We start from the raw sequence: 24,690 nt of genomic DNA on the forward strand, positions 1-24,690 counted from the left end.
GATGTGTGGGTGACAGCACCAAAGGCACTCGACGCTCCGCACCGGACGCCCGGGATCCTCGGCCCCGAATACCGGACGGCCACGTTAGGGATCCTGCTCGTCGTCACGCTGATCGCCTTCGAGGGGATGTCGGTCGGCGTCGTCATGCCGGTCATCGCCAGGGAGCTGAACGCGCTCGACCTGTACGGCCTCAGCTTCTCCGCCTTCCTCATCGCCAGCCTGTTCATGAACGTGGTGGCCGGGCTCTGGTCGGACCGGCGCGGGTACCGGCTGCCGTTCCTGGCCGGGGTGGTGCTGTTCGTGATCGGGATGGGGCTGGCCGGGGCGGCCGTCTCGCCCGGGATGTTCCTGGTGTCGCGGGCCGTGCAGGGGCTGGGCGCCGGCGCCTCCATCGTGGCGCTGTACGTGATGATCGCCCGGGTCTATCCGGTGGACGTACGGCCCAAGGCGTTCGCCGCCGTCTCCGCCGCCTGGGTCGTGCCCGCCATGGTCGGGCCGGCCGTGGCCGGGACCGTCGGCGAGCATCTGGGCTGGCGCTACGTCTTCTACGGGATCATCCCGCTGGTCGTGCCCGCGCTCGCGATGCTCGTACCCGCGTTGCGGATGGGGTCGCCGTCCGACGCCGAGCCCGGTACCGGGCCCCGCTCCAGGCCGGTGGCGATGACGCTGGCCGCCACCGCCACGGCGGGCGGGGCCGGGCTCCTGCTGCACGGGGCGGACCGGCTGCACACGGACCTGGCGCCCGCGGCCGTGGAGACGGTGGCCGGGCTGGCCCTGCTGTTCTACGGCCTGCACCGGCTCCTGCCGCCGGGCGCGCTGCGGTTCGGGCGCGGGCTGCCCACCACCGTCCTGATGCGCGGGTTCTACTCGGCCGCCTTCTTCGGCGTCAACCAGTTCATCCCGCTGGCACTGCACGAGGTGAAGGCGTTCGACCCGACGGCCGCGGGCATCGCGCTGACGACCGGGGCGCTCGGCTGGTCCGCGGGGTCGTACCTGCAGAGCAGGCGCCCCGGCGCGGCGCACAGGAGGATCAGGCTGGGTGCCGGGTGCCTCACCGCCTCGATCCTGATCTGCACGCTCTGCGTCCTTCCGGGGGTGACGGGGTGGATCGCGGTGCCGGCCTGGATCGTGGCGGGCTTCGGGATGGGCTTCGGCATCACCACGGTCAGCGTCCTGGCGATGAGGCAGTCCCCGGTCAACGAGCAGGGGGCCAACTCGGCGGCGCTGTCGGTGTCCGACCAGCTCGGGTCGGCGCTGTCGGTCGGGATCGGCGGGGCGGTGGTGAACGTGATCGGGCACTCCCCGTCGGAGATCGCCAACGGGTTCCTGGTCATCTCGGGCCTCATGGCCGCCATCGCGCTGGCGGCCACGCTGCTCGCCGGGCGCACCCGCTGAATTCCGTCCCTCCCGTCACAGCGATCACGGTTCTCCTGATCCCCGTGGCGAGGAGTGATAGGACAGCGGGCAAGGAGGTGCCATGGAGGGTGATCACCGAGTCTGGCCTCCCGGGCCGGGGGCCAGGCATCGCCGTACTCCTCCAGAGGACACGGAGCCCGCGTGGGGTGCGGACCGTGACGAGGAGCCGCGACGGGGCCGCGCCGGCCTCCCGTACTCCTCGGGACGGGACCCCGGCCCCTTACCTCAGGACCAGGACCCCACTGCTCGCGCGCCCGGCCCTTCGACGCCTGACCTGAACGCGCGCCGGGGGCGCCCTCCCGAGCCGTCGCCGGACCGCTCCGCCGAGGCGCCGACGGACCGGAGACGCTTTCCCGAGGCTCCTCCGGAGTGGGGCCGCTCTCCGGAGCGGGGGCGCCCTCCCGAGCCTCCACCCGACTGGGGCCGCCCGCCCGCGGCTCCTCCGGACCGGGGGCACCGAGGTTCGGGACGGCCGGTCGAGGATCTTCGGGGCCGGAGTTCGGGACGGCCGGTCGAGGTGGCGCCGGAGTGGGGGCACCGGGAACGCCCGCATCCCCTCGACCTGGATCCGGAGGAGCCGGCGTGGAACCCCCGGATCGGCAGGACCGCCTCCCGGCCCCCCGGCCACGACTGGGGGACGGAGGACGACCTTCCCCCGTCCGCCCGTCTCTACGGCGCTCCGGCCGACCCGGGGGTGCGCAAGAGGCGCACCGGCGGGGGGCAGGTGTGGCGGCGCGTGGTGGCCGTGCTGGTGGCGCTGGCGGCCGGTGCGGGGCTGGTGGCGGGGGCCACGGTGGTGGCGTTGCGGCTCACGGCGCCGCCGGCGGAGACGGGGCGGCTGAGCGACTCGCTGGCCGGGGTGACGGCGACGCTGCCACAGGGATGGAGCGCGGGGGCGGTGGCCCCGGTCACGGGGTTCACCTCCGTCGTACGGGACGGGGGCGGGGGATTCGTGATGGCCAGGCCGGTACCTGGGCCGGTGCGGGACCCGAAGAAGGCCACGGCGGAGGCGGCGGAGCTGTACTCCAGGCTCCTGCTCAAGGGCGACCGCGTGACGATCGTCGAGGACAAGGCGGTGCCCGGCGGCCACACCCGTGCGCTCCGGGCGGAATATCGGGATGTGGTGAACCGGCCGGCGTTTCTCAGAGTGATGCTGCTCACTCGCCCGGACAAGCCCGTACTGCTCGTCGGGCTGCTCCAGCCCGAGGAGAACAACCGCAGGCAGGAGCTCGACACGGTGATGACGAGCGTCCGATAAGCCGCATAGCACGTGAGGAAGACCTTGGCCAGAATCCTCGGCTCACGGCACGTCTTGTCGGTGGGCCCGATTACCCTTGGGTCACTGTGAGAGAGCGAAGCACACGAACCCCAGAGGTGATGCGGTGAGCACCTTCGCCGCGTCCCACCTTTCGCCTTCCTATCCAGACCGGGCCGCGTGGGGCACCGCGCCCAAGTTGCGTGCCTGGCAGCAGGAGGCGTTCGACCTCTACTTCAGGCGCGAGCCGCGTGACTTCCTCACCGTGGCGACGCCGGGCGCGGGCAAGACGACCTACGCCCTGCGCATCGCCAGCGAGCTGCTCGCCAACGGGGTGATCAGGGCGGTCACCGTCGTGACCCCCACCGAGCACCTCAAGCGCCAGTGGGCCGACGCCGCCGGGCGGGTCGGCATCGGCATCGACCCGGAGTTCAAGAACAGCCAGGGCGCGACGTCGCGTGACTACACCGGGGTGGCGGTGACCTACGCGCAGGTCGCCATGCACCCGGCCCTGCACAGGGCGCGCACCGAAAACCGCAAGACGCTGGTCATCTTCGACGAGATCCACCACGCGGGCGACGCCAAGTCGTGGGGCGACGGCGTGCGGGAGGCGTTCGAGCCCGCCACGCGCCGCCTCCAGCTCACGGGCACACCGTTCCGGTCCGACGACAACCCGATCCCGTTCGTCGGCTACGAGGAGGACGCGGAGGGCTTCAAGCGCAGCGTCGCCGACTACTCCTACGGCTACGGCCCGGCCCTCGACGACGGGGTCGTGCGGCCGGTCATCTTCCTGGCGTACTCGGGGGAGATGAAGTGGCGCACGCGCGCGGGCGACGAGATCGCCGCGACGCTGGGCACCCCGCTCACCAAGGACCAGCTCTCCCAGGCGTGGCGGGCCGCGCTCGACCCCAAGGGCGACTGGATCCGCCAGGTCATGCAGGCGGCCGACCGCCGCCTCACCGAGGTGCGCAGGGGTGTGCCCGACGCGGGCGGCCTGGTCATCGCCACCGACCACGAGACCGCCCGGGCCTACGCCCGCCACCTGCGCAACATCACCGGCGAGGGCGCCACCGTGGTGCTGTCCGACGACCCGGGCGCGTCGAAGAAGATCAAGCAGTTCGCGGCCTCGGAGGACCGCTGGCTGGTGGCCGTGCGCATGGTGTCGGAGGGCGTCGACATCCCCCGCCTGTGCGTGGGCGTCTATGCCACCTCCACCTCGACCCCGCTCTTCTTCGCCCAGGCCGTGGGCCGCTTCGTGCGGGCCCGCAAGCGCGGCGAGACCGCCTCGGTCTTCCTCCCCTCGGTGCCCACGCTCATGGGGCTGGCCAACGAGATGGAGGTGGAGCGCGACCACGTGCTCAACAAGCGGCCTCCGGAGGACGGCCTCGACGACACCCTCCTGGAGCAGGCCAACCGCCAGAAGGACAATCCCGACGTCCTGGGCGACGAGCTGCCGTTCGAGACGATGGAGACCACGGCCACCTTTGACCGGGTGCTGTTCGACGGCGGCGAGTTCGGCACCGGCGCGGAGGTCGGCTCGGCCGAGGAGGAGGACTTCATCGGCCTGCCCGGCCTGCTGGAGCCCGACCAGGTGGCCACGCTGCTGCGCAAGCGGCAGTCGGATCAGCAGGCCGCCAGGCGCAAGCAGGCGGCGGAGGAGCCCCCGCAGGCGCTGGCGCCGCACGAGCAGATCGCGGATCTGAGGCGCGAGCTGAACGGCCTGGTCGGCGCGTGGAACCACCGCACGGGGCAGCCGCACGGGGTGATCCACTCGGAGCTGCGGCGAGCGTGCGGCGGCCCGCCGATCGCCCAGGCCACGGCGGAGCAGATCCAGGAGCGGATCAGCATGATCCGCCGCTGGGCCACCCAACGCCGCTAGGACAGCCGCCAGGAGGAAGCGCGCGCCCGCCCGCCGTGGCCGCCGAGGCCGGCCGGCGGGGGCGTGCGCGCGCCGTGCTGGGCGAGGTCGCGGACATCACGCGCGGGCACCGCCACCGTCGTCGGCCATCGCCGCCCGGGCCGGTTCGTGGAGGCGCGGTCCTTCGGTGAGCGGGGCCGGGGCGGTTTCACCTCTGGCCGGTTGCCCGGTCGTGGGGATGGTGGTGGTTCAGGCGGCGGACCATGATGCGGCACAGCTCCGGCCGCAGCTCGCGCTCGCCGTCCGCGCGGTACACCACCTGCGTGGTGCCGACCTTGCCGTGCGGCCACTCCTCGTACCCGTGGCGCCGGTACAACCGCTGCGCCGACGGATTGTCCAGCCCCACGCCGAGGGCGACCTGCTCGTGCCCCATGGCGGTGAGCCGCTCCTCGGCCGCCCGCAGCAGCTCGGTGCCGATGCCCTGGTTGCGCCGCTGCGGCACCACCTCCAGGTGGGTGAGCAGCGCGACGCCGGGCAGGTGGGTACGCAGCTCCGGCTCCTCCGCGGGGGCCAGCCAGACGTAGACGTCCCCCAGCGCCCGCTCCGCCTCCCAGGCCACCAGGAGGAACCCGTGCCCGGAGTCCTGCAGGGCCAGCCGGTCGGCGAAATAGGGCTCCTGCCCGAGCGCGCGGATCATGGCAGGAAGATCGGTATGGACGGCTTGGCGGATGTCAGGTGCCCCCACGGACGTCAAGATTCCCGGATCATACTCCTGTGAATCAATTGAGGAGGTTCATGCGGTATTGACAGTTCAAGGGTGATGCGTCGCTTTTGACCAGCCGTTTCAGCGCCTCGTCGACGCCGGACGCGAGCCGCGAACGGCTCTTGAGGTGCTCGATCCAGGCGTGGCGATCCTCCTGCCAGCCCTTGACGTACCGTACGCAGAACTCCGGCTCGATGCTGTTGAGCCTGCCCAGCGCCGCCCGCAACGAGGCCTCCATGGCCGCCGGATCGGGATCCCGGCCGGGCGGCATCCGCCTGACCCGCCGCAGCACGTCCTTGATGAACGCCTCGCGCCGGGCCAGGAACCCCGCCCAGTGCCGGGCGTCGGTGGCGGCGCCCAGGCCCTTCCCGCCGTCGAGCAGCCAGTAGACGCCCTCGGCCAGCACGTCGCCGAACTCCTGGTCGCGCGCCCTGGCCGGCCGGTCGAACGGGTCGTACGACCGCTGCTTCACCCTCCCCGTCACCGCGAGGCTGCGCAGCGAGGTCTCCTCCAGCAGGTAGAACCAGTCCTCGTTGTAGACGTTCGGGAAGAACGAGGGGTTGCGGAACGTCTCGACCGCCAGCGCGCCGCCGCCCACGAACGACTCCTGGTGCCCGCCGGCCAGCCGGTGCGCGTGGCACACCACCGAGTTGTCCGGAAAGCCGCCGATGTGCATGCCCACCGCGTCGTAGCGGTCGAGCAGCGCCGCCGCCCTCATGACGTCCTGGTGCCCGCCGACCTCGATGTCGTCGTCGAGGAAGACGACCCGCTCCCAGCCCATGAAGTGGGCCAGGAGCAGCCCGAGGTTCCGTTTCGCGCTGAGATCGGTCACCCGGACGAACTTGGTGCCCTTCACGATCGTCGTCGTCTCGAAGTCCGGCATATCGAGCCGGCTCACGTCGTCGACGTCGATCGCGATGTATTTGATGTCGTGCGGCATCAGGGCGGCCGCGCGGTCGGCCCTGCTCCAGGGCCGGCTGTGCAGGGTCACGAGCGGGCAGCGCAGCTCGGCCGCCAGGCGGACGGCGTGGCTGAGCCAGCGTGGATGCCGGATCGTGGGGACGACGATCGCGTCCACGGTGGCCGACGGCGCGTGGCCCGGATCCGGGTCCGGCTTGTCGACCAGGTGCCTGTGGGAGCCGTGGTGGTGCTCCGTGCCGACCTGTTCTATCTCAGTCTCCATCGGCGGGCTCCGACCATTCGTGGAGCCGAACGGTGTCCAGAGTCCAGTCCGGGGTGACGACGGCCCGGCCCTCGATCCGGACCCGGGTGAGCATGCTGTAGGACGGCGCGGTGCCGAAATGTTGCCGGAGGTAGGCGGTGTTCCGGTCGCGGAACCGTTCGTCGGTCAGCGCTCGGACCGCTCCATAGACGCCTCTGCCGTACATCCCGTTGCAGATGGTCAGGGTGCGTTCGACGTTGTAGGGATTGACCCCGCGGTAGAAGAACGCGACGTCCTCCAGGAGTCGAACATTAGCGCCTGACCCGCTGCGTACGGGGTAGTGCCTGCGCGGCGTGTCGTCGCCCTCGTCGACCTCGAAGTACGGTCCCAGCTCGCCGTCCCAGTCGGCCACCTGTCGCACCGGGAGCTCGATCCGCGCCAGCATCGACCTGGTGACCTGGTTGTAGTCCACCCCGCCCAGGAGCGCCAGGTGCGTCGTGAAGTCGTCGGAGCGTAAGTCCTCGGGGGCGCGGAGGGTGACCAGGCTCCTGGGGTTCGCGGCCCGGAGGTGGCCGTGCAGCTCGAACAGGGAGTCCAGGTCGGAGTACTTGTAGTGCTCGATGTAGTCGGCGGTCTCGGGCGACGCGTACGGGATCTTGGCCCGCTGCTCCTCCGGGAGCTGGGAGCAGATGATGGTGATCGTCTCCCCGTCGGGGAAACGCCACGGGTTGAGGCGGTAGACGTCCTGCCCGGGTGCCGGCTCGGCGTTCTCGCCCGAGGCCAGGGCCCGCAGCACGGTCTGGCGCAGCCGGGTCAGCTCGGTGAGGAGCCTGCGCTGCTCCTCCAGCTCGACCGGCGTCATGTCGGCCAGCGGCAGCACGCGGGCCCGTCCGTTGCCGAGCGAGCGCCTCGTCGCGAAGAACGCGGCGTACTTCTCCAGCCTGTGCAGGGGCGGCACCTTGATCGCGTGGGTCGACTCCCACGAGGAGATCAGCGGTACGCTCACCCCGAGCGCCTCGCGCAGCTGCGCCTGGGTGATCCGCACGTCCGGCCAGTGGCCCTCGCGGAGCTCGCGCAGACGGCGCGCCAGCGCGGTCCCCGCGGATTCGTCGCCGCCCATGCCCAGCCTCACTCGATGTGAACTTCAGTGATTTCTAGTGAACATGGTTCTCCACGACGGAGTCGATAGGCGAATCCCCAGCTAGACCCCCATATCGCGCTCGACGTGGGAAAACCTGCGCACAAGAGCCACCAGTCTAGCCACCTGGCCGTGCGCGCCGTGCACGAATGGGACGCATCGGTGCGGGGTAATAATGTAAATGGGAGAAGTTCAGTTAATACAACTGAAGTTGACTGAATAATAGGTGGAGGTGGTTCGCGACGGATATGCGATGAGCCACATTCCCCACTACGAGCGGCATCCCAGCGGAAAGACCGCGGACACCCCCGAGACCCGACATCTGCAGAGGTGTCCGCGAAGCAAGGTTTGTGTCAGAGCGCGTCTCCGCACCAGGGAAAACCTCATGCCAACAGTAGTCCCCCACCTAACGGTGGCAATGCCCACTTCAATGCCCACTTCAATGCCCGCTTCGATCGAGACCAGGCAGCTGTCCCTCTTCATCCTGACGATCATGATCGTCCTGACGGTGGCGGCGATTCGCGGATTGCTCCGGCGGACGCACATCGTCATGGTGATCGGCGGCACGAGCGTCATGCTCATGATCCTCGCCATCCTGGCCGCCGCCTACCTGATCACCTTCGCCGGAGCCTGAGAGACGAGGCCCGGCGCCGCCCGAACCCAGGTCAAAGGGTACGAAGCGGCCGCCGGGCCGGTGGTTACGTTGAGTGACTCTAAGCATTTGGACACAGAGCAGTGACCTCCTGTTAGAAGCTCGGCGGAACCGGCAACAACACTCTTGGCTGTCTTGGGATATGCAGAAGGACTTCGCCCATGTCGTCTGAGGCCACCGGAAAGTCCACGCTCACCGTCACTTCCGGCCTCTCTCGAAACGCCATCATCATCAGGCTCGAAGGCGAGCTCGACGTCAACGCGCTGCCGGTGCTCAGGGAGCACCTGCAGCGCATCTGGGACCTTCCCCCCAAACCATTCCTGATTCTGGACCTCGGTGAGGTCGCTTTCTGTGACTCCATGGGCATGAACGAGCTCGTCGACATCATGCACCGGTGCGAGTCCAGAGGCACCAGGCTGCTGCTCGGCGGGGTTCAGGGGGTCATGGCCCGGGTGTTGTCGATCACCGGTCTGCGGCACGCGTTCGAGGTGTTCGCGAGATTCGACGACGCGCTTCGGGCGGCCGTCGCGCACGTCTAGCTGCGCACACCTGGCAAATGGCTGAATCGTGTACTCACGCGGCCGGCCGGGGGATAGGGCGCCCGCTCCGGCCATCCGTCGGGATATATCCCGTCTTCTCGTCTAATGGGACCTTGAGGGTGGCTATGCCGTCTTGGAGATGGACGGGGAGCGTGAACACGGCCCGGTGACGCATGGTGAGCATGGCCCGGTGCTCCTCGGCCCGCGGGGTCTCGTACAGCCAGACCAGCAGCTTCCGCCCTTCGACGCGGATGATGACCTCGGCCGTGGGGCACTCGCGCGGCGCGGCCGGCCACGTCAGCACGAGCTCCTGGCCGGCGCTCGCGGACTGCGGCACCGGGGCGCGCTCCTGGCAGGGGAGGGGTGGGGCGGGCACCGAGTGGGCCGCGGCGGCGGGATGGACGGGGGCGGCGGGGTGGGGGATGGCGTTCATCGCGATCGTCCCGCCCTCCAGCAGGCATAACGTCACTATCGCGCCCGCGCGCTCGACCTTGGTGCCCTTGACGAGCAGCCAGAGACTGAGGGGGGCGAGAAGGAGCCAGGCCATGCCGAGGGAGAGGGCAAGCATGGAGAACCTCCCACTAGTAGGAAGAACCGTCACTCTCCGTATTGCTCCGACTTCGGAGTGGGTTCGCCCTCTTCGATATCACATGACCTGAGCGTTGCACAGTGCGTACGCTTCGTGATCAGGGAATCGGTCACCCGACGGCGGGCGCGCCTCGCAGGGTGGCGCCCGCCCGGCTCATCTCCGCCACGGCCGCCTCCGTGGTCGTCGGGGCCACGCCGGCCGTCAGGTCCAGCAGCACCCGCACCGCCAGCCCCTGCTTGACCGCGTCCAGGGCCGTGGCGCGTACGCAGTGGTCCGTGGCGATGCCCACCACGTCCACCTCCTGCACCCCGCGCTCCCTGAGCCAGTCCGCCAGCGTCACCCCGTCACCGGAAGTGCCCTCGAAGCCGCTGTACGCCGCCGCGTACGCACCCTTGCTGAAGACCTCCTCCACCCCCGCCACGTCGAACGACGGGTGGAAGTCCGCACCGGGCGTGCCGGCCACGCAGTGGGCGGGCCAGGTGGAGACGTAGTCGGGGGTCTCGGAGAAGTGGCTGCCGGGGGAGATGTGGTAGTCGCGGGTCGCCACGACGTGGTCGTAGCCGTGGTCGGCCACGTGGCGGGTGATCGCCGCGGCCACCTCCGAGCCCCCGGCCACGGCCAGGCTGCCGCCCTCGCAGAAGTCGTTCTGCACATCGACGATGATCAACGCGCTGCCCATAGGTAGCACGATACGTCAGGCGAATTCGGTGGGAATCGCCGCGTACCCCCGCCCCAGGTGGAGGGCCTCCTGCGGGAGGGTGGCGACGGCGGCGGCGTGGCGGTCGCGCGCGGCGGACAGGGGTTCCCGGCCGACGACCACCCCCTCGCGCACGAGCTGGTGCAGCAGGGGGACGCCGCCCTCGGGGGCGAGCCCGCCGGTGGTGATCAGCTCGGTCTCGACGTGACCGGACTCGTCCATCAGCCGGTACGCCTCCTTGCGGCCCCCGCGCGACGGCTTGCCCACCGAGCGCTTGGCCACGGCCTCCAGCTTGCCCGTGGCCGTCTCCCGCGCCACGAGCTTGTACACCAGGGCCGCCGTCGGCACGCCGGACCCGGTCACCAGGGAGGTGCCCACGCCGTAGCCGTCCACGGGGGCGGCGGCGAGCGCGGCGATGGCGTACTCGTCGAGGTCGGAGGTGACCAGGATGCGGGTGTTGAAGGCGCCGAGGGCGTCGAGCTGCTCGCGCACCTCCTGGGCCGCCGCCGCCAGGTCCCCGGAGTCGATGCGGACCGCGCCCAGCTTCGGGCCGGCCAGCTCGACGGCCGAGCGCACCGCCTCGGCCACGTCGTACGTGTCCACCAGCAGCGTCGTCTCGGCCCCGAGCGAGGCGATCTGGGCCTCGAACGCCGCCCGCTCCGAGTCGTGGAGCAGCGTGAACGCGTGCGCCGCCGTGCCGGCCGTGGGCACGCCGTACACGCGCCCGGCCATCAGGTTGGAGGTCGAGGCGAACCCGGCGATGTACGCGGCCCTGGCGGCGGCCACCGCGGCGGCCTCGTGCGTGCGGCGCGAGCCCATCTCGATGAGCGGCCGCGGGCCGGCGGCGTTGGTCATGCGGGAGGCGGCCGAGGCGATGGCGCAGTCGTGGTTCAGGACCGACAGCGTCACCGTCTCCAGGAGCACGGCCTCGGCGAACGTGCCCTCCACGATCATGATGGGGGAGGCGGGGAAGTAGAGGTCGCCCTCGCGGTAGCCGTAGATGTTCCCGGAAAACCGGTAATCGGCGAGAAACGCCAGAGTGGTGTCGTCGACGACCTGGTGCTCCCGCAGATAAGTGAGTTCCTCGTCACCAAAACGGAAGCGTTCGAGCTCGTCCAGGACACGTCCCGTCCCGGCGACGACTCCATAGCGCCGCCCGCCTGGCAGATGGCGGGCGAACACCTCGAAAACCGCGCGCCGGTGCGCCGCGCCGCTCCGCAGGGCGGCCTGCAGCATCGTCAGCTCATAGTGATCTGTGAGCAACGCAGTGCTCATGGTCATTCTCACGAGTCGAAGACTACGGCCCAGATAGGGCAGACTCGGGGATGTGGGTAGCACCGCTCCAATCGCCGTTGAGCGTCCGTCATCGGACGTCCGGCCCGATCTGCCGTGGGTGACCATCGTCTGGAACGACCCGGTCAACCTCATGTCCTACGTGACCTATGTCTTCCAAACGGTCTTCGGTTATCCCAAGGAGAAGGCCGAGAAACTGATGCTGGACGTGCACCACAAGGGCAAAGCGGTCGTGTCCAGTGGCACGCGCGAGGAGATGGAACGGGATGTGCAGATTCTCCACTCCTACGGCCTGTGGGCGACGGTCCAGCCGGACTCGGTCAAGTGAGTCATATGAGTCGTACAAGTCGTACAACACAGAGGTCGAGGCCAGTGAGGCGGCGCGGGTGAGTTCGGGGTTCTCGCGGGGCAAGGAAGGCGCCGTCATCGCCAAGTTCGAGGCGGCGGAGATCTCGCTGCTGCGCTCGCTGGTCTCGATGATGCTGGGCATCGTCTCCCCGGGGCAGACGAGCGACGACCCGCTGGAGCGGGCCCTGGGCATCGGCGACAGCGCGGTGCCGTCCGATCCGGTGCTGGCCAGGCTGTTCCCCTCGGCGTACGAGGACGAGAAGGAGGCGGCGGAGTTCCGCCGCTACACCGAGGCCACGCTGCGCGACGGCAAGCGGGCCGACGCGCAGACCGTCCACGAGACCGCCCGGGCGGGGCGTGCCGAACTGTCGCCCGAGCAGGCCCAGGCGTGGCTGCGCTCGCTCAACGACCTGCGCCTGACGCTCGGCACCAAGCTCGACGTGACCGAGGAGATCCACGACGAGATCGCGATGATGTCCGAGGACGACCCCCGTTATCCGGCCTATGTCACCTATGACTGGCTGACCTACCTCCAGGACAGCCTGGTCCGTGCCCTCTGGTAATTTCCGGGCATGCTGTCGATCTCGCAGGAACTGGTAGACAAGATCGTCGCCCATGCCCGGGCGGATCACCCCGACGAGGCGTGCGGCGTCATCGCGGGCAAGGACGGTGTGCCCGAGCGGTTCATCCCGATGGAGAACGCCGAGCGTTCGCCCACTTTCTACCGCTTCGACTCGATGGAGCAGTTCCGGGTCTGGCGTGACATGGACGATCGCGACGAGGAGCCCGTCGTGATCTACCACTCCCACACCGCCACCGAGGCGTACCCGTCGCGCACCGACGTGTCCTACGCCTCCGAGCCCAACGCCCACTACGTCCTGGTCTCGACGAGGGACGAGAACGAGGTGGAGTTCCGCTCGTACCGCATCCTCGAAGGTGTGATTACCGAGGAAGAGGTAAGGTTTCTCCCATGATGGCCAGGCCTGTGCAGAGCTTCCTCTTCGCACACACTCCTGCTGTCGTCGTCTACGACTGTCGCTGATTCGGAATCCGCATCAAGCCGTCGGCGTTGCTGCCGATGGGACGACGACCTGACCTGAGGAGACTGACCGCGATGGCCATCGAGGTTCGCATTCCGACCATCCTGCGCAATTACACTGACGGCGCCAAGGCCGTGAGTGCCGAGGGGGCCACCCTCGAAGAGCTGATCAGCAACCTGGAGTCGCACCACCCCGGCATCAAGGACCGCCTGGTCGACCAGGGCGCGCTGCGCCGCTTCGTCAACGTCTACCTGAACGACGAGGACGTGCGCTTCCTCGGCGGCCTCGGCACGCCGGTGTCCGACGGTGACACGGTGACCGTCCTCCCCGCTGTCGCCGGCGGGTGACATGCGTTTCGACTCGCTGATCGACTCGGTCGGCCGCACCCCGCTGGTCGGGCTGCCGAGGTTGTCGCCCTCCGCCGACGTGCGTGTCTGGGCCAAGCTCGAGGACCGCAACCCGACCGGGTCGATCAAGGACAGGCCGGCGCTCTGGATGATCCAGGAGGCGGAGAAGGACGGCCGCCTCACCCCTGGCTGCACGATCCTGGAGCCCACCAGCGGCAACACCGGCATCTCGCTCGCCATGTCGGCCAAGCTCAAGGGCTACAAGCTGATCTGCGTGATGCCGGAGAACACCTCGGAGGAGCGTCGCCAGCTGCTGCGCATGTGGGGTGCGGAGATCATCTCCTCGCCCGCCGCGGGCGGCTCCAACGAGGCGGTGCGCGTGGCCAAGGGCCTGGCGGCCGAGAACCCGTCCTGGGTGATGCTCTACCAGTACGGAAACCCGGCCAACTGGCGCTCCCACTACGAGGGCACCGGCCCCGAGATCCTCGAGGACCTGCCCACGGTCACCCACTTCGTGGCCGGGCTCGGCACGACCGGGACGCTGATGGGCGTCGGGCGGTTCCTGCGCGAGCGGGTGCCCGGCGTGCAGATCGTCGCCGCCGAGCCGCGCTACGGCGAGCTGGTCTACGGGCTGCGCAACGTGGACGAGGGCTTCATCCCCGAGCTCTACGACGAGTCCGTGCTGACCACCCGCTTCTCGGTGGGCTCGGCCGACGCGCTCAGGCGCACCCGCGAGCTGCTGGCCGCCGAGGGCATCTTCGCCGGGGTGTCGACCGGGGCCGCGCTGCACGCGGCGCTGGGCGTGGCCAGGAAGGCGGTCCAGGCGGGCGAGCGGGCCGACGTCGTGTTCGTGGTGGCCGACGGCGGCTGGAAATACCTGTCCACCGGCGCGTACGAGGGCACGCTCGACGAGGCGGAAGAGCGCCTCGAAGGCCAGCTCTGGGCATAGACCCACACCTGCGTGACGAAGGCGGCCGGTCCGAAGGGACCAGCCGCCTTTCTCGTCCGTGTGTGCCGCCACCCGCCGGGCGGCCACCACGGGCTAGTTGAACAGCAGCCGCAGCGAGAACGTCGCCTCGCTGTCGGTCTGCGTGCCGCTCAGGCCGACGGCCCGCAGCACCTGGGCGTTGGCCTTGTCGTCACCCTCCATGGACTTGAGGTAGAGGTTCTCCACCTTGTCCAGGTCCACGAAGAGCGCGTAGTTCACGTCGGCCGCGTTGGGGATCGCCGTCTGGAACGTCTCCGAGTCGGCGAGCGTGCCCTCCTCGGCCAGCTTCTTGGCGTACTCGTCCGTCGTCGCCACCGTGAAGACGCCGTCGCCGGAGACCTTGGCGATCTGCGGGGCGGGCTGGCCGCTCTGCGTCATCGCCCGCTGGATCTTGTCCAGGATGGCCTGCGCCTTGGCCGGGTCGGTGGCGATGCGCACGCCGCCCTTGATCTGGTCGCTGTCCAGGCCCTCGCTGTCCACGGCGACCGTGAAGTTCTTGCCGAAGATCGTGGCCAGGTCGGCGGGCAGCTCCAGACCGAACTGCGTCTTGGCCTGCTGGAGGAGCTGCGAGATCTCGGCGCTGCCGGCCGCCGTGGCCTGCTTCTCGATCTCGGCCCACTGCTTGGTGACGATCTGGTCCATGCCGGAGATCGACAGGGCGCCGGCCGTGGTGGCGGGCAGGGTGCCGAGGTTGGCCTTGGGCAGGTCGCCCTCGGGGGTCATGCCCTTCGCGCCCCGTACGACGCCGGCGAGCTCGACGTAGGCGCTGTCGAAGCGCAGCGCGCCGGCGAACCTGGCGTCCTTGACCTGGTCGAGGGTCGCGGCCTGGTCGGCCGGGATCTCCTTCTTGGCCAGCTCGAGCAGGCCGCCCATGTCGGCCCAGAACGACAGCACGCCCTGCTCGCCGACGGCGCCCATGTCCTCGCTGAACTCGGCGTTGTCGGCCAGGCTGCCCTCGGCCTGCGCGTACTTGTCGGCCAGGGCCTGCGTGGCGGTCAGCAGCGCGTAGTCCTCGCGGAAGGCGATGCCGTACTTGTCGCCGTCCATCAGCTTGGCGATGCCGGCCTTGGCCTGCTCCTGGTCCTTGACCTGGACGGCCACCGCGAAGTCGGGCTCCTCCTTGCCGGAGGGCACGGCGGCGAAGCCGATCCGGCTGCCCAGCCAGGGGTCGACGTCCTTGGCGAAGTCGATCTTGCTGTCCGGGTCCTGCTCGTTGATCGTGTCGAACAGCGCCTTGCGCGGGTCCTCGCCGGAGAAGGTGTCCTTGGTGACCGTGAACTTCCTGGCCAGCTGGAACAGCGCCAGCTTCTGGTTCGCGGCCGGGTCCAGGTCGAGGCGGGCGTAGGCGATGGAGTTGGCGGGCAGGACGTCGTTCGGCTGCGTGCCGCCGCCGCCGAAGGCGCCCACGGCCCACACCGCGCCGCCACCGAGCACGACCACCGCGAGCGCCGCGGCGATGGCGATGATCCAGCTCTTGCGGCCCTTCTTCGCCGGCTCCGCCGGGCCGAAGCCGTCGGGGCCCTGCTGCTGCCAGCCGCCCTGGGCGTACTGGTCCTGCTGCCAGCCCTGCTCCTGCTGCCAGCCCTGCTGTGGCTGCTGCTGTTGCCAGCCGCCCTGGGCCTGCTGCTGGCCGTACTGCTGCTGCCCATGCTGTTGCTGGCCGTACTGCTGGTCCCCGTACTGCTGCTGGCCGTACTGGGGAGCGCCGTAGGAAGGCTGCTGCTGGCCGTACTGAGGGCCGTAGGCGGGCTGCTGCTGGCCATGAGATGCCTGCTGCTGGCCATAGGGCTGCTGCTGGTACGGCTGTTGCGGTGGGTAGGGCTGCCCCGGATACTGCGCCGTCGGCGGAGTCTCCGGCTGCTGCCCCTGGTTCCAGTTGTACGCCGTGGTCCGGTCAGGATCCTGGCCATAGGGGGGATTGTTAGCAGACATCACTCAACTCACAATGTGGACTTTTGACCACAGAGAACGTAGCTGATGTTGCTGTACGGGCGCTTGCAATGTACTGAAGTCGGTATTTAGACCCGGTTCAGCTCTTTGCGCAGTATGTCGATGTGAACCTCGCCGTCCCCGTAATCGAGGACGTTCTCCCAGGGCACGAACATGCACCCGGCGTAGACCAGGCGGGCCAGCGTCCGCGAGAGCCAGGCCGATCGGCCCTGGCGATCACGAGTGAGGCCGAGCAGGAGCGGGGCGCGCCGGCTCGAGACGACCAGGCCGTAGACGGTGTGGCTCTGCTGGAGCTCGCCCCTGTGCTTGACGACCCGGATGTCCACCACGAAACCGACCCACACCCCGTTGGAGTCCCAAACGGACTGACCGATGAGTTCGGTGACACTTGCCATGATCAAACGGTGTCACCCGAATCACGTTTTCGCAGGTAGGCGCGCTGATGGGCGAATGCTCTACTCTTATCTAGAACATAATTCCAGCTGAGGGGCAGGTACGGATGACCAAGTTCGACGAGGCCACGCAGGCGATCAGGGTGGACGAGAACACCTATGACGTGTGCCTCGATCCCGGCTACTCGATCGGCGGCCCGCTCAACGGCGGCTACCTGATGGCCGTGATCCTGCGTGCGGCGGTGGACGCCTCGCCGTTCGAGCATCCGGTGAGCACGACGGCGCAGTTCCTGAAGGCGCCGGTGGCCGGGCCCGCGCAGGTCAGGGTGGAGCCGCTCAAGGCGGGCCGGACGGCCGCGTTCGCCAGGGTGACGCTGGTGCAGGACGGCGCGGCGCAGATCGAGGGCCTGATCACGACGGCCACGCTGAACGACGTCGAGCCGATTTATGCCGACAAAGCGGCTTACTCCATGCCGCCGATCGAGGACTGCACCAAGCTGCCCGACCCCAAGCCCGAGTCGGGCATGACGCTGAACGCCCAGATGGACCTGGTCTTCGACCCGCCCACGATCGGCTGGCTGAAGGGCGAGCCCACCGGCCGGCCGGAGGCGCGGGCGTACTTCAGGATGGCCGAGCCCCAGGACCCCGACCCGTACGTGCTGGCGCTGGCCGTGGACGCCCTGCCCCCCGTCGTGTTCTCCGCCGGCGGGCGCGGCTGGGCGCCCACCGTGGACCTCACCTGGCACCTGCGCGCCCTGCCCGCGCCCGGCTGGCTGACGCTGCTCGGCAGCGGCCGGCTGGTCTCCGACGGCTGGTTCGACGAGGAGGTCGAGGTGCGCGACTCCGCGGGCCGCCTCATCGCCCAGTCGCGCCAGCTCGCCCGCGTCGGGAGAGGCTGAAAACACCCGGCCGGCAGGCACCGACAGGGCGCCGACAGGCCTTGATGTGACGAAGGCAACATCGCATCAAGGCCACGTGTCGCAGGTGTGAGCATTCTTACGCAGTGTTGATCGTGCAGGTCGCCTACCCTCTAGAGCGTGCCGGACGCGAGTATTGGGATCTTCGACAGCGGGGTCGGCGGCTTGACGGTCGCGAGAGCGATCATCGATCAGCTGCCCCACGAATCCATCACCTACGTGGCCGACACGGCCCGTCAGCCGTACGGGCCGAAACGCATAGCGGAGCTGCGCGCCTACGCTCTGGAGGTCATGGACCACCTCGTCGAGCAGAACGTCAAGATGCTCGTGATCGCGTGCAACAGCGCCAGTGCCGCCGTGCTGCGCGACGCCCGCGAGCGCTATGACATGCCCGTCGTCGAGGTGATCATGCCGGCCACCAGGCGGGCGGTGCAGGCCACCCGCAGCGGAAGGGTCGGCGTGATCGCCACCAGGGCCACCATCGAGTCCATGGCCTATCACGACGCCTTCACCGCGGCTCCCGACGTGCAGCTCACCGGCGTGGCCGCCCCACGCCTGGTGGAGTACGTCGAGCGAGGAGAGACGATGAGCGACGAGCTCATCGAGGTCGTGCGCGAATACCTGGAGCCCATCAGGGCCGCCGGGTGCGACACGCTCATCCTCGGTTGCACGCACTACCCGCTGCTGACGGGCGCCATCTCCTACGTCGCCGGTGACGGAGTCACGCTGATCTCCAGCGCTGAAGAGACGGCCAAGGACGTCTACCGGATCCTGCACGACCGCGATCTGGCGGTGGGAAGCGAGGCCACCCCCCGGCATCGCTTCCGCGCCACCGGCGACTCCCTGCTCTTCGCCCGGCTCGGGCGACGTTTCCTGGGCCCGGAGATCGATGTGGTCGAAGTCGCACCAGTGGGGGGTACTACCTTTAACGGGAGGCCCACATGAAGGTGACCATCGTCGGCTGCTCCGGGAGCTACCCCGGCCCCGACAGTCCCGCGTCCTGCTACCTCCTCGAAGCCGACGGGTTCAGGATGTTGCTCGACCTCGGCAGCGGGTCGCTGGGGGCGCTGCAGCGCCACATCGGCCTGTACGACGTGGACGCGATCTGCCTGTCACACCTGCACGCCGATCATTGTCTCGACATCTGCGGCTATCACGTGGCCCGCACGTACGGGCCCGCGGCCCCGTATCCTCTCGTGCCCGTCTACGCGCCCGCCGCCGCGCCCGCCCGCCTGGCGGCCGCGTACGGCATGCCTGAGGAGCCGGGCCTGGAGACCGCGTTCGAGTTCGTGCCGCTCTCCCCGGGCTCGTTCGAGATCGGGCCCTTCACCCTCACCGCCGGCCTGGTGAACCACCCGGTCGAGGCGTACGGCTTCCGCGTCGCCAACGGCGGCCGGAGCGTGGCCTACTCCGGTGACACCGGCGAGTCGGACGAGCTGGTCAAGCTGGCCACGGGCGCCGACCTGCTGCTGTGCGAGGCGTCGTTCGTGGAGGGCCCCGATCTGCCCCCCGGCCTGCACCTGACCGGCCGCCAGGCGGCCGAGCACGCCGCCAAGGCCGACGTGGGCAGGCTCGTGCTCACCCACCTCGTCCCCTGGAACGCCCAGGCCACCGTGCTGGAGGAGGCGTCGGGAGGCGGCTATGACGGGCCGATGGAGCTGGCCCGCAGCGGCTCCGTCTACGACCTGGCCTGAACCTCGGTGAAGTCACGCATGCGGGGCAGCGGCGAGAACAGCAACGGCAGGAACGCCAGCACCCTGCCGACCACGAGCACCCACAGCGTCTGACGTACCCCGATCTGCTGGGCGACGAGCCCGCCGAGCAGCGCCCCCAGCGGCATCACACCCCACGTCATGAAGCGCACCGACGCGTTGACCCGGCCGAGCAGATGGTCGGGGGTGACGATCTGGCGGTAGGTGATCTGGCCCACGTTCGAAAGTGTCGCGCTCCACGAGATCATGATCGAAGTGATCGCGAAGCAGACGACCCGCCAGTCGGCCTCCGTCAACGGCAGGAGCAGGGCGAACGGGGCACCCGTCAGGGCGGCCAGCCAGGTCATCCTGGCGGTGCCCTGCCTTCTGGCCAGCCAGCCGCCGGTGAGACCGCCGAGCAGGCCGCCGATCCCGCCGGTCATCACCAGCGCCCCGACCGCGCCCGGCGCGAGCTTCACCGTCTCGGCCAGGAACAGCACCGACAGGCCCATCACACCGCTCACGCACAGGTTGCCGATCGCCGAGGAGGACACGAACGCGCGTAACAGCCGGTCCCGCCACACGTACGCCAGCCCCTCGCGGATGCCCCGCAGCAGCGGCCCGCGCTCGGTGTCGGCGGGCGGCTTGTCGGGCGCCCTGATCGAGGCCAGGAAGGCCACCGAGGCGAGCGCGCCGAACGCGGTGGCGACGATCGTGCGCGGCGCGCCCAGCAGCTGCACCAGCAGGCCCCCCACCCCGGGCCCCGCCAGGAACGCTCCCGAACGCACCACCTCCAGCTTGGCGTTGCCGTCGCCGAGCTGCCCGGTGCTCACCAGGTCAGGAAGGTACGTCTGGTCGGCCACGTCGTTGAAGACCTGCGACACCCCGGCCAGCAGCGCCACCACGAACAGCAACTCGATCGTCAGCAGGCCCAGCCCGGCCGCCACGGGGATGCTGCTGAGCAGCGCGAACTTGGCCATGTCGGAGGCCATCATCACCCGGCGCCGGCGCATCCTGTCGACCCACACCCCCGCGGGCAGGCCGATCAGCAGGAAAGCGGCCGTCTGCAACGACGACAACACTCCGACCTCCGCCGGCCCCGCGTGCAACACCAGCACGGCGACCAGCGGAAGCGCCACGCGTGAGATATTCGCCCCAAGCTCGTTCGCCACGTGCGAACTGAGGAACCGGAGGAAGTCAGGGTTACGCAACACCCCCGTTGTCATTGCGTAAGGATCCATGTGTCGGACACATTTGGTCAAGGGCGTTGTGCCGCGGAGATAGGGTGATCTGCATGTCCAGACAGGATGGCCGCGGCCCTGACCAGCTCCGTCCCATTACCATCACCAGGCAATGGCTGACCCACGCGGAAGGATCGGTGCTGGTCGAATTCGGCGGCACCCGGGTGTTGTGCGCCGCGTCGGTCCAGGACAGCGTGCCCCGGTGGCGCAGAGGCAGCGGGCAGGGCTGGGTTACGGCCGAATACGCCATGTTGCCGCGAGCGACCAATACCCGTAACGATCGTGAATCGGTCCGCGGCAAAATCGGCGGCCGGACTCACGAGATTTCCCGGTTGATCGGGCGTTCACTGCGCGCGTGCGTCGATTACAAAGCGTTGGGCGAAAACTCCATTCTGCTCGACTGCGACGTGCTGCAGGCCGACGGCGGCACCCGGACCGCCGCGATCACCGGCGCCTACGTCGCGCTGGCCGACGCGGTCGCCTGGATGCGCGAGCGCCGCATGTGCCCGGGAGACCCGCTCATCGGCTCGGTCGCGGCCGTCTCCGTCGGCGTGGTCGGCTCGGTGCCGATGCTCGACCTCTGCTACACCGAGGACGTCGCCGCCGAGACCGACATGAACGTCGTGATGACCGGCGAGGGCAGTTTCGTCGAGGTCCAGGGGCACCGCCGAGGGCGCGCCCTTCGACCGCGCCGTGCTCGACCAGCTGCTCGACCTGGCCGTGGCGGGCTGTGAGGAGCTGACCCTGATCCAGCAGGAGGCCCTGGGCGCATGAAGATCGTGCTGGCCACCCGCAACGCGGGCAAGATCGCGGAGCTGCGCCGCATCCTCAGCGGGTTCGAGATCGTCGGGCTCGAGGAGTTCCCCTCGATCGGCGAGGTCGCCGAGACCGGCGTCACGTTCGAGGAGAACGCGCTGCTGAAGGCGCACGCGGTGGCTCAGCAGTCCGGGCTGCCCGCGGTGGCCGACGACTCGGGGCTGTGCGTCGACGTGCTCAACGGCATGCCGGGGGTCTTCTCGGCCCGCTGGGCGGGGCGCCACGGCGACGACCGCGCCAACCTGGACCTGCTGCTGGCCCAGATCTCCGACGTGCCCGCCGGGAAGCTGACCGCGCACTTCGCCTGCGCCGCGGTCCTGGCGCTGCCGTCGGGGGAACACCGCGTGGTGGAGGGCACTCTGCCCGGCCGCCTCGTCACGACGCCGCGGGGGTCCAACGGCTTCGGCTACGACCCGATCTTCGTGCCCGACGGCGAGGAGCGCACGACGGCCGAGATGGCGCCCGAGGAGAAGGACGCGATCAGCCACCGCGGGCGCGCCTTCCGCGCGCTGGCGCCGATCGTGCGCGATCTGCTCAGCTCGTAACCACCGCGTAAGAACCCTGTGGCGCGGGGGGACGTACCTTCGGACTGTGCAGAGGAATGAGATGGCTCCCGCCTGGGCGGGCGCCTTGGCGGGACTGGTGTCCGGAGGCGTGGCCCTCGGGATCGCGCAGCTCGTGGCCGGATTCGTCGGGCCCGAGACGTTTCCCGTGGTGGCCGTGGGCGATGCGACCGTCGATCTGACGCCCGCCCCGGTCAAGGACTTCGCGATCAGGACGTTCGGCGAGAACGACAAGGCCGTTCTCGTGGGGGGCGTGCTGGTGGTGCTCGCCGGGGTCGCCGCTCTCATCGGGGTGCTGGCCTGGCGACGGCTCGCCTACGGCTTCGCGGGGCTGGCGGCGTTCGGGGTGATCGGCGCGCTGGCGGTGGTCACCCGGCCGGACGCCGGGCTCCTGGACGCGTCGCCGACCGTGGTGGGGGTGGCCGTCGGCGCCTGGGCACTCGCCTGGCTGGTACGCCGGGCGGGCGGGCGACGAGGTGCCGGACCCGCCCCGGACACGGCCTCCGCCTCCGCTGCCTCGGTCCCCCTCACCCTGGTCGGTGCCGAGCGGGCCACCTCAGCTGTCGGCGAGCAGGCGGGGGACGGTGCCGAGCGGCCGGCGGTGATGCGGGCCGGGGGTGAGCCGGTCGCGTTCGATCGGCGGCGGCTGCTGACCGGGGCGGTCGGCGGTGTGGTGGTCGCCGGGGCGGCCGGGGTGCTCGGGCAGCAGCTCGGCGGGCGGCAGGCGGTGGACGCGGCGCGCACCGGGGTGGCGCTGCCCAGACCCGCGACTCCCGCCAAGCCCCTCCCGGCGGGCGCCGATCTGCGCATCCGCGGCCTGTCGCCGTTCGTCACGCCGAACCGGGACTTCTACCGTGTCGACACCGCCCTCGTCGTCCCCCAGGTCGACCCGAACGACTGGAAGCTGCGCATCCACGGCCTGGTCGACCGTCCCGTCGAGCTCACCTACGCCGACCTGCTGAAGATGCCGCTCACCGAGGCCGACGTCACGCTGGCCTGCGTCTCCAACGAGGTCGGCGGCCCCTATGTCGGCAACGCCCGCTGGCTGGGCGTGCGCATGTCCGAGGTGCTGCGCCGCGCGGGGCTGCGGTCCGACGCCGACATGCTGCTGTCCACCTCCGCCGACGGCTTCACCTGCGGCACCCCGGTGGACGTGGTGATGGACGGCCGGGAGGCGCTGTTCGCGGTCGCGATGAACGGCGAGGTGCTCCCCGTCGACCACGGCTTCCCGGTGCGGCAGGTGGTGCCGGGACTGTACGGGTACGTGTCGGCCACCAAGTGGGTGGTGGACATCAAGGTGACCAGGTTCGACCGGGACGAGGCGTACTGGACCCCGCGTGGCTGGTCGGCCAAGGGCCCGATCAAGACGCAGTCGCGCATCGACGTGCCCAAGTCCGGCGACTCGCTCAAGGCGGGCGGCACCACGATCGCCGGAGTGGCGTGGGCGCAGCACACCGGCGTGGACGCGGTGGAGGTGCGCGTGGACCGCGGGCAGTGGCGGCAGGCCAAGCTGGCGGAGGTGCCCGGGCCCGACACCTGGCGGCAGTGGTCGATCGACTGGGCCGCGACTCCCGGCGAGCACACGATCGAGGTGCGGGCGACCGACGCCTCGGGGTACACCCAGACCGACCAGCTCGCGCCGCCCGCGCCCGACGGCGCGACCGGATGGCACTCCATCACCGTCAAAGTGAGCTGAGGTTTGGGACGTTTACCCAGGTACGGGGGATAGTTCGGGCGGGGAAATTCGCCGAGTTCGCCTCGTTGTCACGACGGCCCCTCTACGATCGGTCGTCGAGCATGACAGGAGGCAGGCCGTGGTCCGCGAGCGCAAGCCGAGTGTCCGATGGGCCCTTCCGGAGGGACGGTACAACCCCGAGGTGGCCGATGGGGTGCGGTGGCTGGACTACGAGCAGGCCGCCCACCCCGCCCTGGACGGCTCCGCTCCCAGAGCCGGCGCCGGGACCGGCGCGGCGGCCACCGCCGGGAGCGCCGCTGTCGAGACCACCTGCGGGCTGCCGGAGGGCGGCGACTGGTTCGACCTGCCCGGGCGGCCGCCCAGGCTCGCCGACAGCCGCCCGTACGGTGTGCCGGGAGGGCTCGCGCAGCCGGACCCGCAGGTGGAGCGGGACCTGGCGGAGGCGCTGCGGCCCGGCGCCCGCTTTCCCGACCCGCGCGGCACCTGGGTGCGACTGGTGAACGGCGGCGGCCCCGCCGACGACCCCTTCCGGGCCACCAACGCCGCCGACTGCGCGCTGGCGGTGCTGTCCACCTGGCACGGCGAGCCCGCCACGGCCGCGCCGAGGCTGCCCGAGTACGACCCGATCGGCCGCCCGGTGCTGACCGGCGAGCGGGGCAGCGTGGCCAGGATCGAGCGGTGGGTGGGGCACCGCCTGCAGTACGCGGGCCAGGGCCGGCACGCCTACCCGATGATCGCGCGGCGGCTGCTCGACGCCGGGCACGGGGCGGCCGCCGTCATCGTGGTGCGCTGGCCGGGAGGAGGTTCGCACGCCTGGAACGCGGTCAACTTCGACGGCGAGGTGATCTGGATCGACGCCCAGCGCGGGCACATGTCGGTCGAGCCGCCGTACCGGACCGTGACCGGGGTGTTCTGCTCGATCCTCGACCGCCAGGGGCGGCCGCGATGAACATGGAGCAGGCCAGGGCGCTGGCCGAGGAGTACTACAACGGGGTGCGGCCGCCGGAGGAGGCGGTGCCGGTGGGTGTGTACGCGTTCGACGGCGGTTACGTGGCGTGGGTGCGGGACCTGGAACCCGACGATCCGGCCCGGCTGCCGGAGACGGCCGGCGCCGGGTGCGTCGTGATCGACCGGGCGACGGGCGAGGTGGTGGCCCGGCCGCTGCTCGACCCGGAGACCGTGGCCGAGCTCTGGCCGGGCCGCACACCTCGCTGACAATCCGGCTGGCATGCCCCCGGCGTCGTCAAGAGGGGCCGGGCGCCGCCCCCGTAATGACGCCCGACCCGCACATACCCTCTATCCGGGTTTATCGGTTTTATTCGACTACGGGTCTTTTGCC

Annotated in this window: 26 protein-coding genes and 1 pseudogene; 18 read left to right on the forward strand and 9 right to left on the reverse strand. The window is 70.1% G+C overall.

Features of this window, described 5'->3' with window-relative positions:
• Nucleotides 1–9: 9 nt before the first annotated feature.
• The 3 genes from ACTWPW_RS05225 to ACTWPW_RS05235 all read left to right on the forward strand — a co-directional run bounded on the left by ACTWPW_RS05225 (nucleotide 10) and on the right by ACTWPW_RS05235 (nucleotide 4,550).
• Nucleotides 10–1,395, forward strand: a complete 1,386-nt coding sequence (locus ACTWPW_RS05225; RefSeq protein WP_443168083.1) for an MFS transporter — start codon at nucleotides 10–12, stop codon at nucleotides 1,393–1,395.
• Nucleotides 1,396–1,933: 538 nt separating this feature from the next.
• On the forward strand, nucleotides 1,934–2,674 hold the full coding sequence (locus ACTWPW_RS05230; RefSeq protein ID WP_443168084.1) for a hypothetical protein: 741 nt from the start codon (nucleotides 1,934–1,936) through the stop codon (nucleotides 2,672–2,674).
• A gap of 124 nt (nucleotides 2,675–2,798) precedes the next feature.
• Nucleotides 2,799–4,550, forward strand: coding sequence for a DEAD/DEAH box helicase (locus tag ACTWPW_RS05235; protein ID WP_375114947.1), 1,752 nt, complete (start codon nucleotides 2,799–2,801; stop codon nucleotides 4,548–4,550).
• Nucleotides 4,551–4,737: 187 nt separating this feature from the next.
• Here the strand turns inward: ACTWPW_RS05235 and ACTWPW_RS05240 are convergent, their stop codons facing one another.
• The 3 genes from ACTWPW_RS05240 to ACTWPW_RS05250 form a co-directional block, all read right to left on the reverse strand.
• Nucleotides 4,738–5,226, reverse strand: a complete 489-nt coding sequence (locus tag ACTWPW_RS05240; RefSeq protein ID WP_443168085.1) for a GNAT family N-acetyltransferase — start codon at nucleotides 5,224–5,226, stop codon at nucleotides 4,738–4,740.
• 82 nt (nucleotides 5,227–5,308) lie between these two features.
• The gene (locus tag ACTWPW_RS05245) at nucleotides 5,309–6,475 is read right to left on the reverse strand and encodes a hypothetical protein (RefSeq protein ID WP_375114949.1); all 1,167 of its coding nucleotides are present in this window, start codon (nucleotides 6,473–6,475) and stop codon (nucleotides 5,309–5,311) included.
• On the reverse strand, nucleotides 6,465–7,574 hold the full coding sequence (locus ACTWPW_RS05250) for a helix-turn-helix domain-containing protein (protein WP_364114505.1): 1,110 nt from the start codon (nucleotides 7,572–7,574) through the stop codon (nucleotides 6,465–6,467). Before ACTWPW_RS05250 ends, ACTWPW_RS05245 begins: the two co-directional genes overlap by 11 nt.
• A 460-nt stretch (nucleotides 7,575–8,034) precedes the next feature.
• Here ACTWPW_RS05250 and ACTWPW_RS05255 point away from each other — a divergent pair, with 460 nt between their 5' ends.
• Both ACTWPW_RS05255 and ACTWPW_RS05260 read left to right on the forward strand, forming a co-directional pair.
• Nucleotides 8,035–8,226: a hypothetical protein gene (locus ACTWPW_RS05255; protein WP_443168086.1), complete on the forward strand. Its 192-nt coding sequence runs from the start codon at nucleotides 8,035–8,037 to the stop codon at nucleotides 8,224–8,226.
• A gap of 179 nt (nucleotides 8,227–8,405) precedes the next feature.
• A complete protein-coding gene (locus tag ACTWPW_RS05260; protein ID WP_375114951.1) occupies nucleotides 8,406–8,783 on the forward strand; it encodes an STAS domain-containing protein in 378 nt (125 codons plus the stop codon).
• A gap of 34 nt (nucleotides 8,784–8,817) precedes the next feature.
• Here the strand turns inward: ACTWPW_RS05260 and ACTWPW_RS05265 are convergent, their stop codons facing one another.
• From ACTWPW_RS05265 to ACTWPW_RS05275, 3 genes are all read right to left on the reverse strand, one after another.
• Nucleotides 8,818–9,351, reverse strand: coding sequence for a hypothetical protein (locus ACTWPW_RS05265; protein ID WP_443168087.1), 534 nt, complete (start codon nucleotides 9,349–9,351; stop codon nucleotides 8,818–8,820).
• Between the two features lie 130 nt (nucleotides 9,352–9,481).
• Nucleotides 9,482–10,051 carry a nicotinamidase gene (locus tag ACTWPW_RS05270; RefSeq protein ID WP_443168088.1) on the reverse strand — a complete coding sequence of 190 codons (570 nt, stop codon included), beginning with the start codon at nucleotides 10,049–10,051 and terminating at the stop codon, nucleotides 9,482–9,484.
• Nucleotides 10,052–10,066: 15 nt separating this feature from the next.
• Nucleotides 10,067–11,350: a nicotinate phosphoribosyltransferase gene (locus tag ACTWPW_RS05275; protein ID WP_375114954.1), complete on the reverse strand. Its 1,284-nt coding sequence runs from the start codon at nucleotides 11,348–11,350 to the stop codon at nucleotides 10,067–10,069.
• A 46-nt stretch (nucleotides 11,351–11,396) separates the two neighbouring features.
• Between ACTWPW_RS05275 and clpS the strand changes: the two genes are divergently transcribed.
• The 5 genes from clpS (at nucleotide 11,397) to ACTWPW_RS05300 (ending at nucleotide 14,046) form a co-directional block, all read left to right on the forward strand.
• Nucleotides 11,397–11,690, forward strand: coding sequence for an ATP-dependent Clp protease adapter ClpS (clpS, locus tag ACTWPW_RS05280; protein WP_043616171.1), 294 nt, complete (start codon nucleotides 11,397–11,399; stop codon nucleotides 11,688–11,690).
• 58 nt (nucleotides 11,691–11,748) lie between these two features.
• Nucleotides 11,749–12,273: a DUF2017 domain-containing protein gene (locus ACTWPW_RS05285; protein ID WP_375114955.1), complete on the forward strand. Its 525-nt coding sequence runs from the start codon at nucleotides 11,749–11,751 to the stop codon at nucleotides 12,271–12,273.
• A 9-nt stretch (nucleotides 12,274–12,282) separates the two neighbouring features.
• On the forward strand, nucleotides 12,283–12,684 hold the full coding sequence (locus ACTWPW_RS05290; RefSeq protein WP_364114519.1) for a M67 family metallopeptidase: 402 nt from the start codon (nucleotides 12,283–12,285) through the stop codon (nucleotides 12,682–12,684).
• A 140-nt stretch (nucleotides 12,685–12,824) separates the two neighbouring features.
• Entirely contained in the window at nucleotides 12,825–13,097 is a 273-nt protein-coding gene (locus ACTWPW_RS05295; RefSeq protein WP_375114956.1) for a MoaD/ThiS family protein, read from the forward strand.
• Between the two features lies 1 nt (nucleotide 13,098).
• Nucleotides 13,099–14,046 carry a PLP-dependent cysteine synthase family protein gene (locus ACTWPW_RS05300; RefSeq protein ID WP_364114523.1) on the forward strand — a complete coding sequence of 316 codons (948 nt, stop codon included), beginning with the start codon at nucleotides 13,099–13,101 and terminating at the stop codon, nucleotides 14,044–14,046.
• A gap of 93 nt (nucleotides 14,047–14,139) precedes the next feature.
• Here the strand turns inward: ACTWPW_RS05300 and ACTWPW_RS05305 are convergent, their stop codons facing one another.
• Both ACTWPW_RS05305 and ACTWPW_RS05310 read right to left on the reverse strand, forming a co-directional pair.
• Nucleotides 14,140–16,017 carry a DUF3352 domain-containing protein gene (locus ACTWPW_RS05305; RefSeq protein ID WP_443168089.1) on the reverse strand — a complete coding sequence of 626 codons (1,878 nt, stop codon included), beginning with the start codon at nucleotides 16,015–16,017 and terminating at the stop codon, nucleotides 14,140–14,142.
• Nucleotides 16,018–16,103: 86 nt separating this feature from the next.
• Nucleotides 16,104–16,430 carry a hypothetical protein gene (locus tag ACTWPW_RS05310; RefSeq protein WP_443168090.1) on the reverse strand — a complete coding sequence of 109 codons (327 nt, stop codon included), beginning with the start codon at nucleotides 16,428–16,430 and terminating at the stop codon, nucleotides 16,104–16,106.
• A gap of 104 nt (nucleotides 16,431–16,534) precedes the next feature.
• Between ACTWPW_RS05310 and ACTWPW_RS05315 the strand changes: the two genes are divergently transcribed.
• From ACTWPW_RS05315 to ACTWPW_RS05325, 3 genes are all read left to right on the forward strand, one after another.
• On the forward strand, nucleotides 16,535–17,326 hold the full coding sequence (locus ACTWPW_RS05315; RefSeq protein ID WP_375114959.1) for a thioesterase family protein: 792 nt from the start codon (nucleotides 16,535–16,537) through the stop codon (nucleotides 17,324–17,326).
• Nucleotides 17,327–17,464: 138 nt separating this feature from the next.
• The gene (gene murI / locus ACTWPW_RS05320; RefSeq protein ID WP_364114531.1) at nucleotides 17,465–18,289 is read left to right on the forward strand and encodes a glutamate racemase; all 825 of its coding nucleotides are present in this window, start codon (nucleotides 17,465–17,467) and stop codon (nucleotides 18,287–18,289) included.
• On the forward strand, nucleotides 18,286–19,038 hold the full coding sequence (locus ACTWPW_RS05325; protein WP_364114533.1) for an MBL fold metallo-hydrolase: 753 nt from the start codon (nucleotides 18,286–18,288) through the stop codon (nucleotides 19,036–19,038). Before murI ends, ACTWPW_RS05325 begins: the two co-directional genes overlap by 4 nt.
• Here ACTWPW_RS05325 and ACTWPW_RS05330 read toward each other — a convergent pair.
• The gene (locus tag ACTWPW_RS05330; RefSeq protein WP_375114960.1) at nucleotides 19,023–20,276 is read right to left on the reverse strand and encodes an MFS transporter; all 1,254 of its coding nucleotides are present in this window, start codon (nucleotides 20,274–20,276) and stop codon (nucleotides 19,023–19,025) included. The two genes, ACTWPW_RS05325 and ACTWPW_RS05330, sit on opposite strands and share 16 nt — an antisense overlap.
• Before the next feature lie 53 nt (nucleotides 20,277–20,329).
• On the opposite strand from ACTWPW_RS05330, the pseudogene rph reads away from it, so the two are divergent.
• The 5 genes and pseudogenes from rph (at nucleotide 20,330) to ACTWPW_RS05355 (ending at nucleotide 24,566) form a co-directional block, all read left to right on the forward strand.
• Nucleotides 20,330–21,050 (forward strand): annotated as a pseudogene (rph, locus tag ACTWPW_RS05335) (ribonuclease PH).
• Nucleotides 21,047–21,637: an RdgB/HAM1 family non-canonical purine NTP pyrophosphatase gene (rdgB, locus tag ACTWPW_RS05340; protein WP_443168091.1), complete on the forward strand. Its 591-nt coding sequence runs from the start codon at nucleotides 21,047–21,049 to the stop codon at nucleotides 21,635–21,637. The pseudogene rph and the gene rdgB overlap by 4 nt, the downstream one beginning before the upstream one ends.
• 61 nt (nucleotides 21,638–21,698) lie before the next feature.
• Complete coding sequence (locus ACTWPW_RS05345; RefSeq protein ID WP_443168154.1) at nucleotides 21,699–23,351, forward strand: molybdopterin-dependent oxidoreductase; 1,653 nt, start codon at nucleotides 21,699–21,701, stop codon at nucleotides 23,349–23,351.
• A gap of 181 nt (nucleotides 23,352–23,532) precedes the next feature.
• A complete protein-coding gene (locus ACTWPW_RS05350) occupies nucleotides 23,533–24,300 on the forward strand; it encodes a toxin glutamine deamidase domain-containing protein (protein ID WP_375114963.1) in 768 nt (255 codons plus the stop codon).
• Nucleotides 24,297–24,566, forward strand: a complete 270-nt coding sequence (locus tag ACTWPW_RS05355) for a hypothetical protein (protein WP_375114964.1) — start codon at nucleotides 24,297–24,299, stop codon at nucleotides 24,564–24,566. Before ACTWPW_RS05350 ends, ACTWPW_RS05355 begins: the two co-directional genes overlap by 4 nt.
• Nucleotides 24,567–24,690 lie beyond the last annotated feature (124 nt).

The organism is Nonomuraea sp. KM90 (genome assembly GCF_052246675.1).
Taxonomy (GTDB): Bacteria; Actinomycetota; Actinomycetes; order Streptosporangiales; family Streptosporangiaceae; genus Nonomuraea.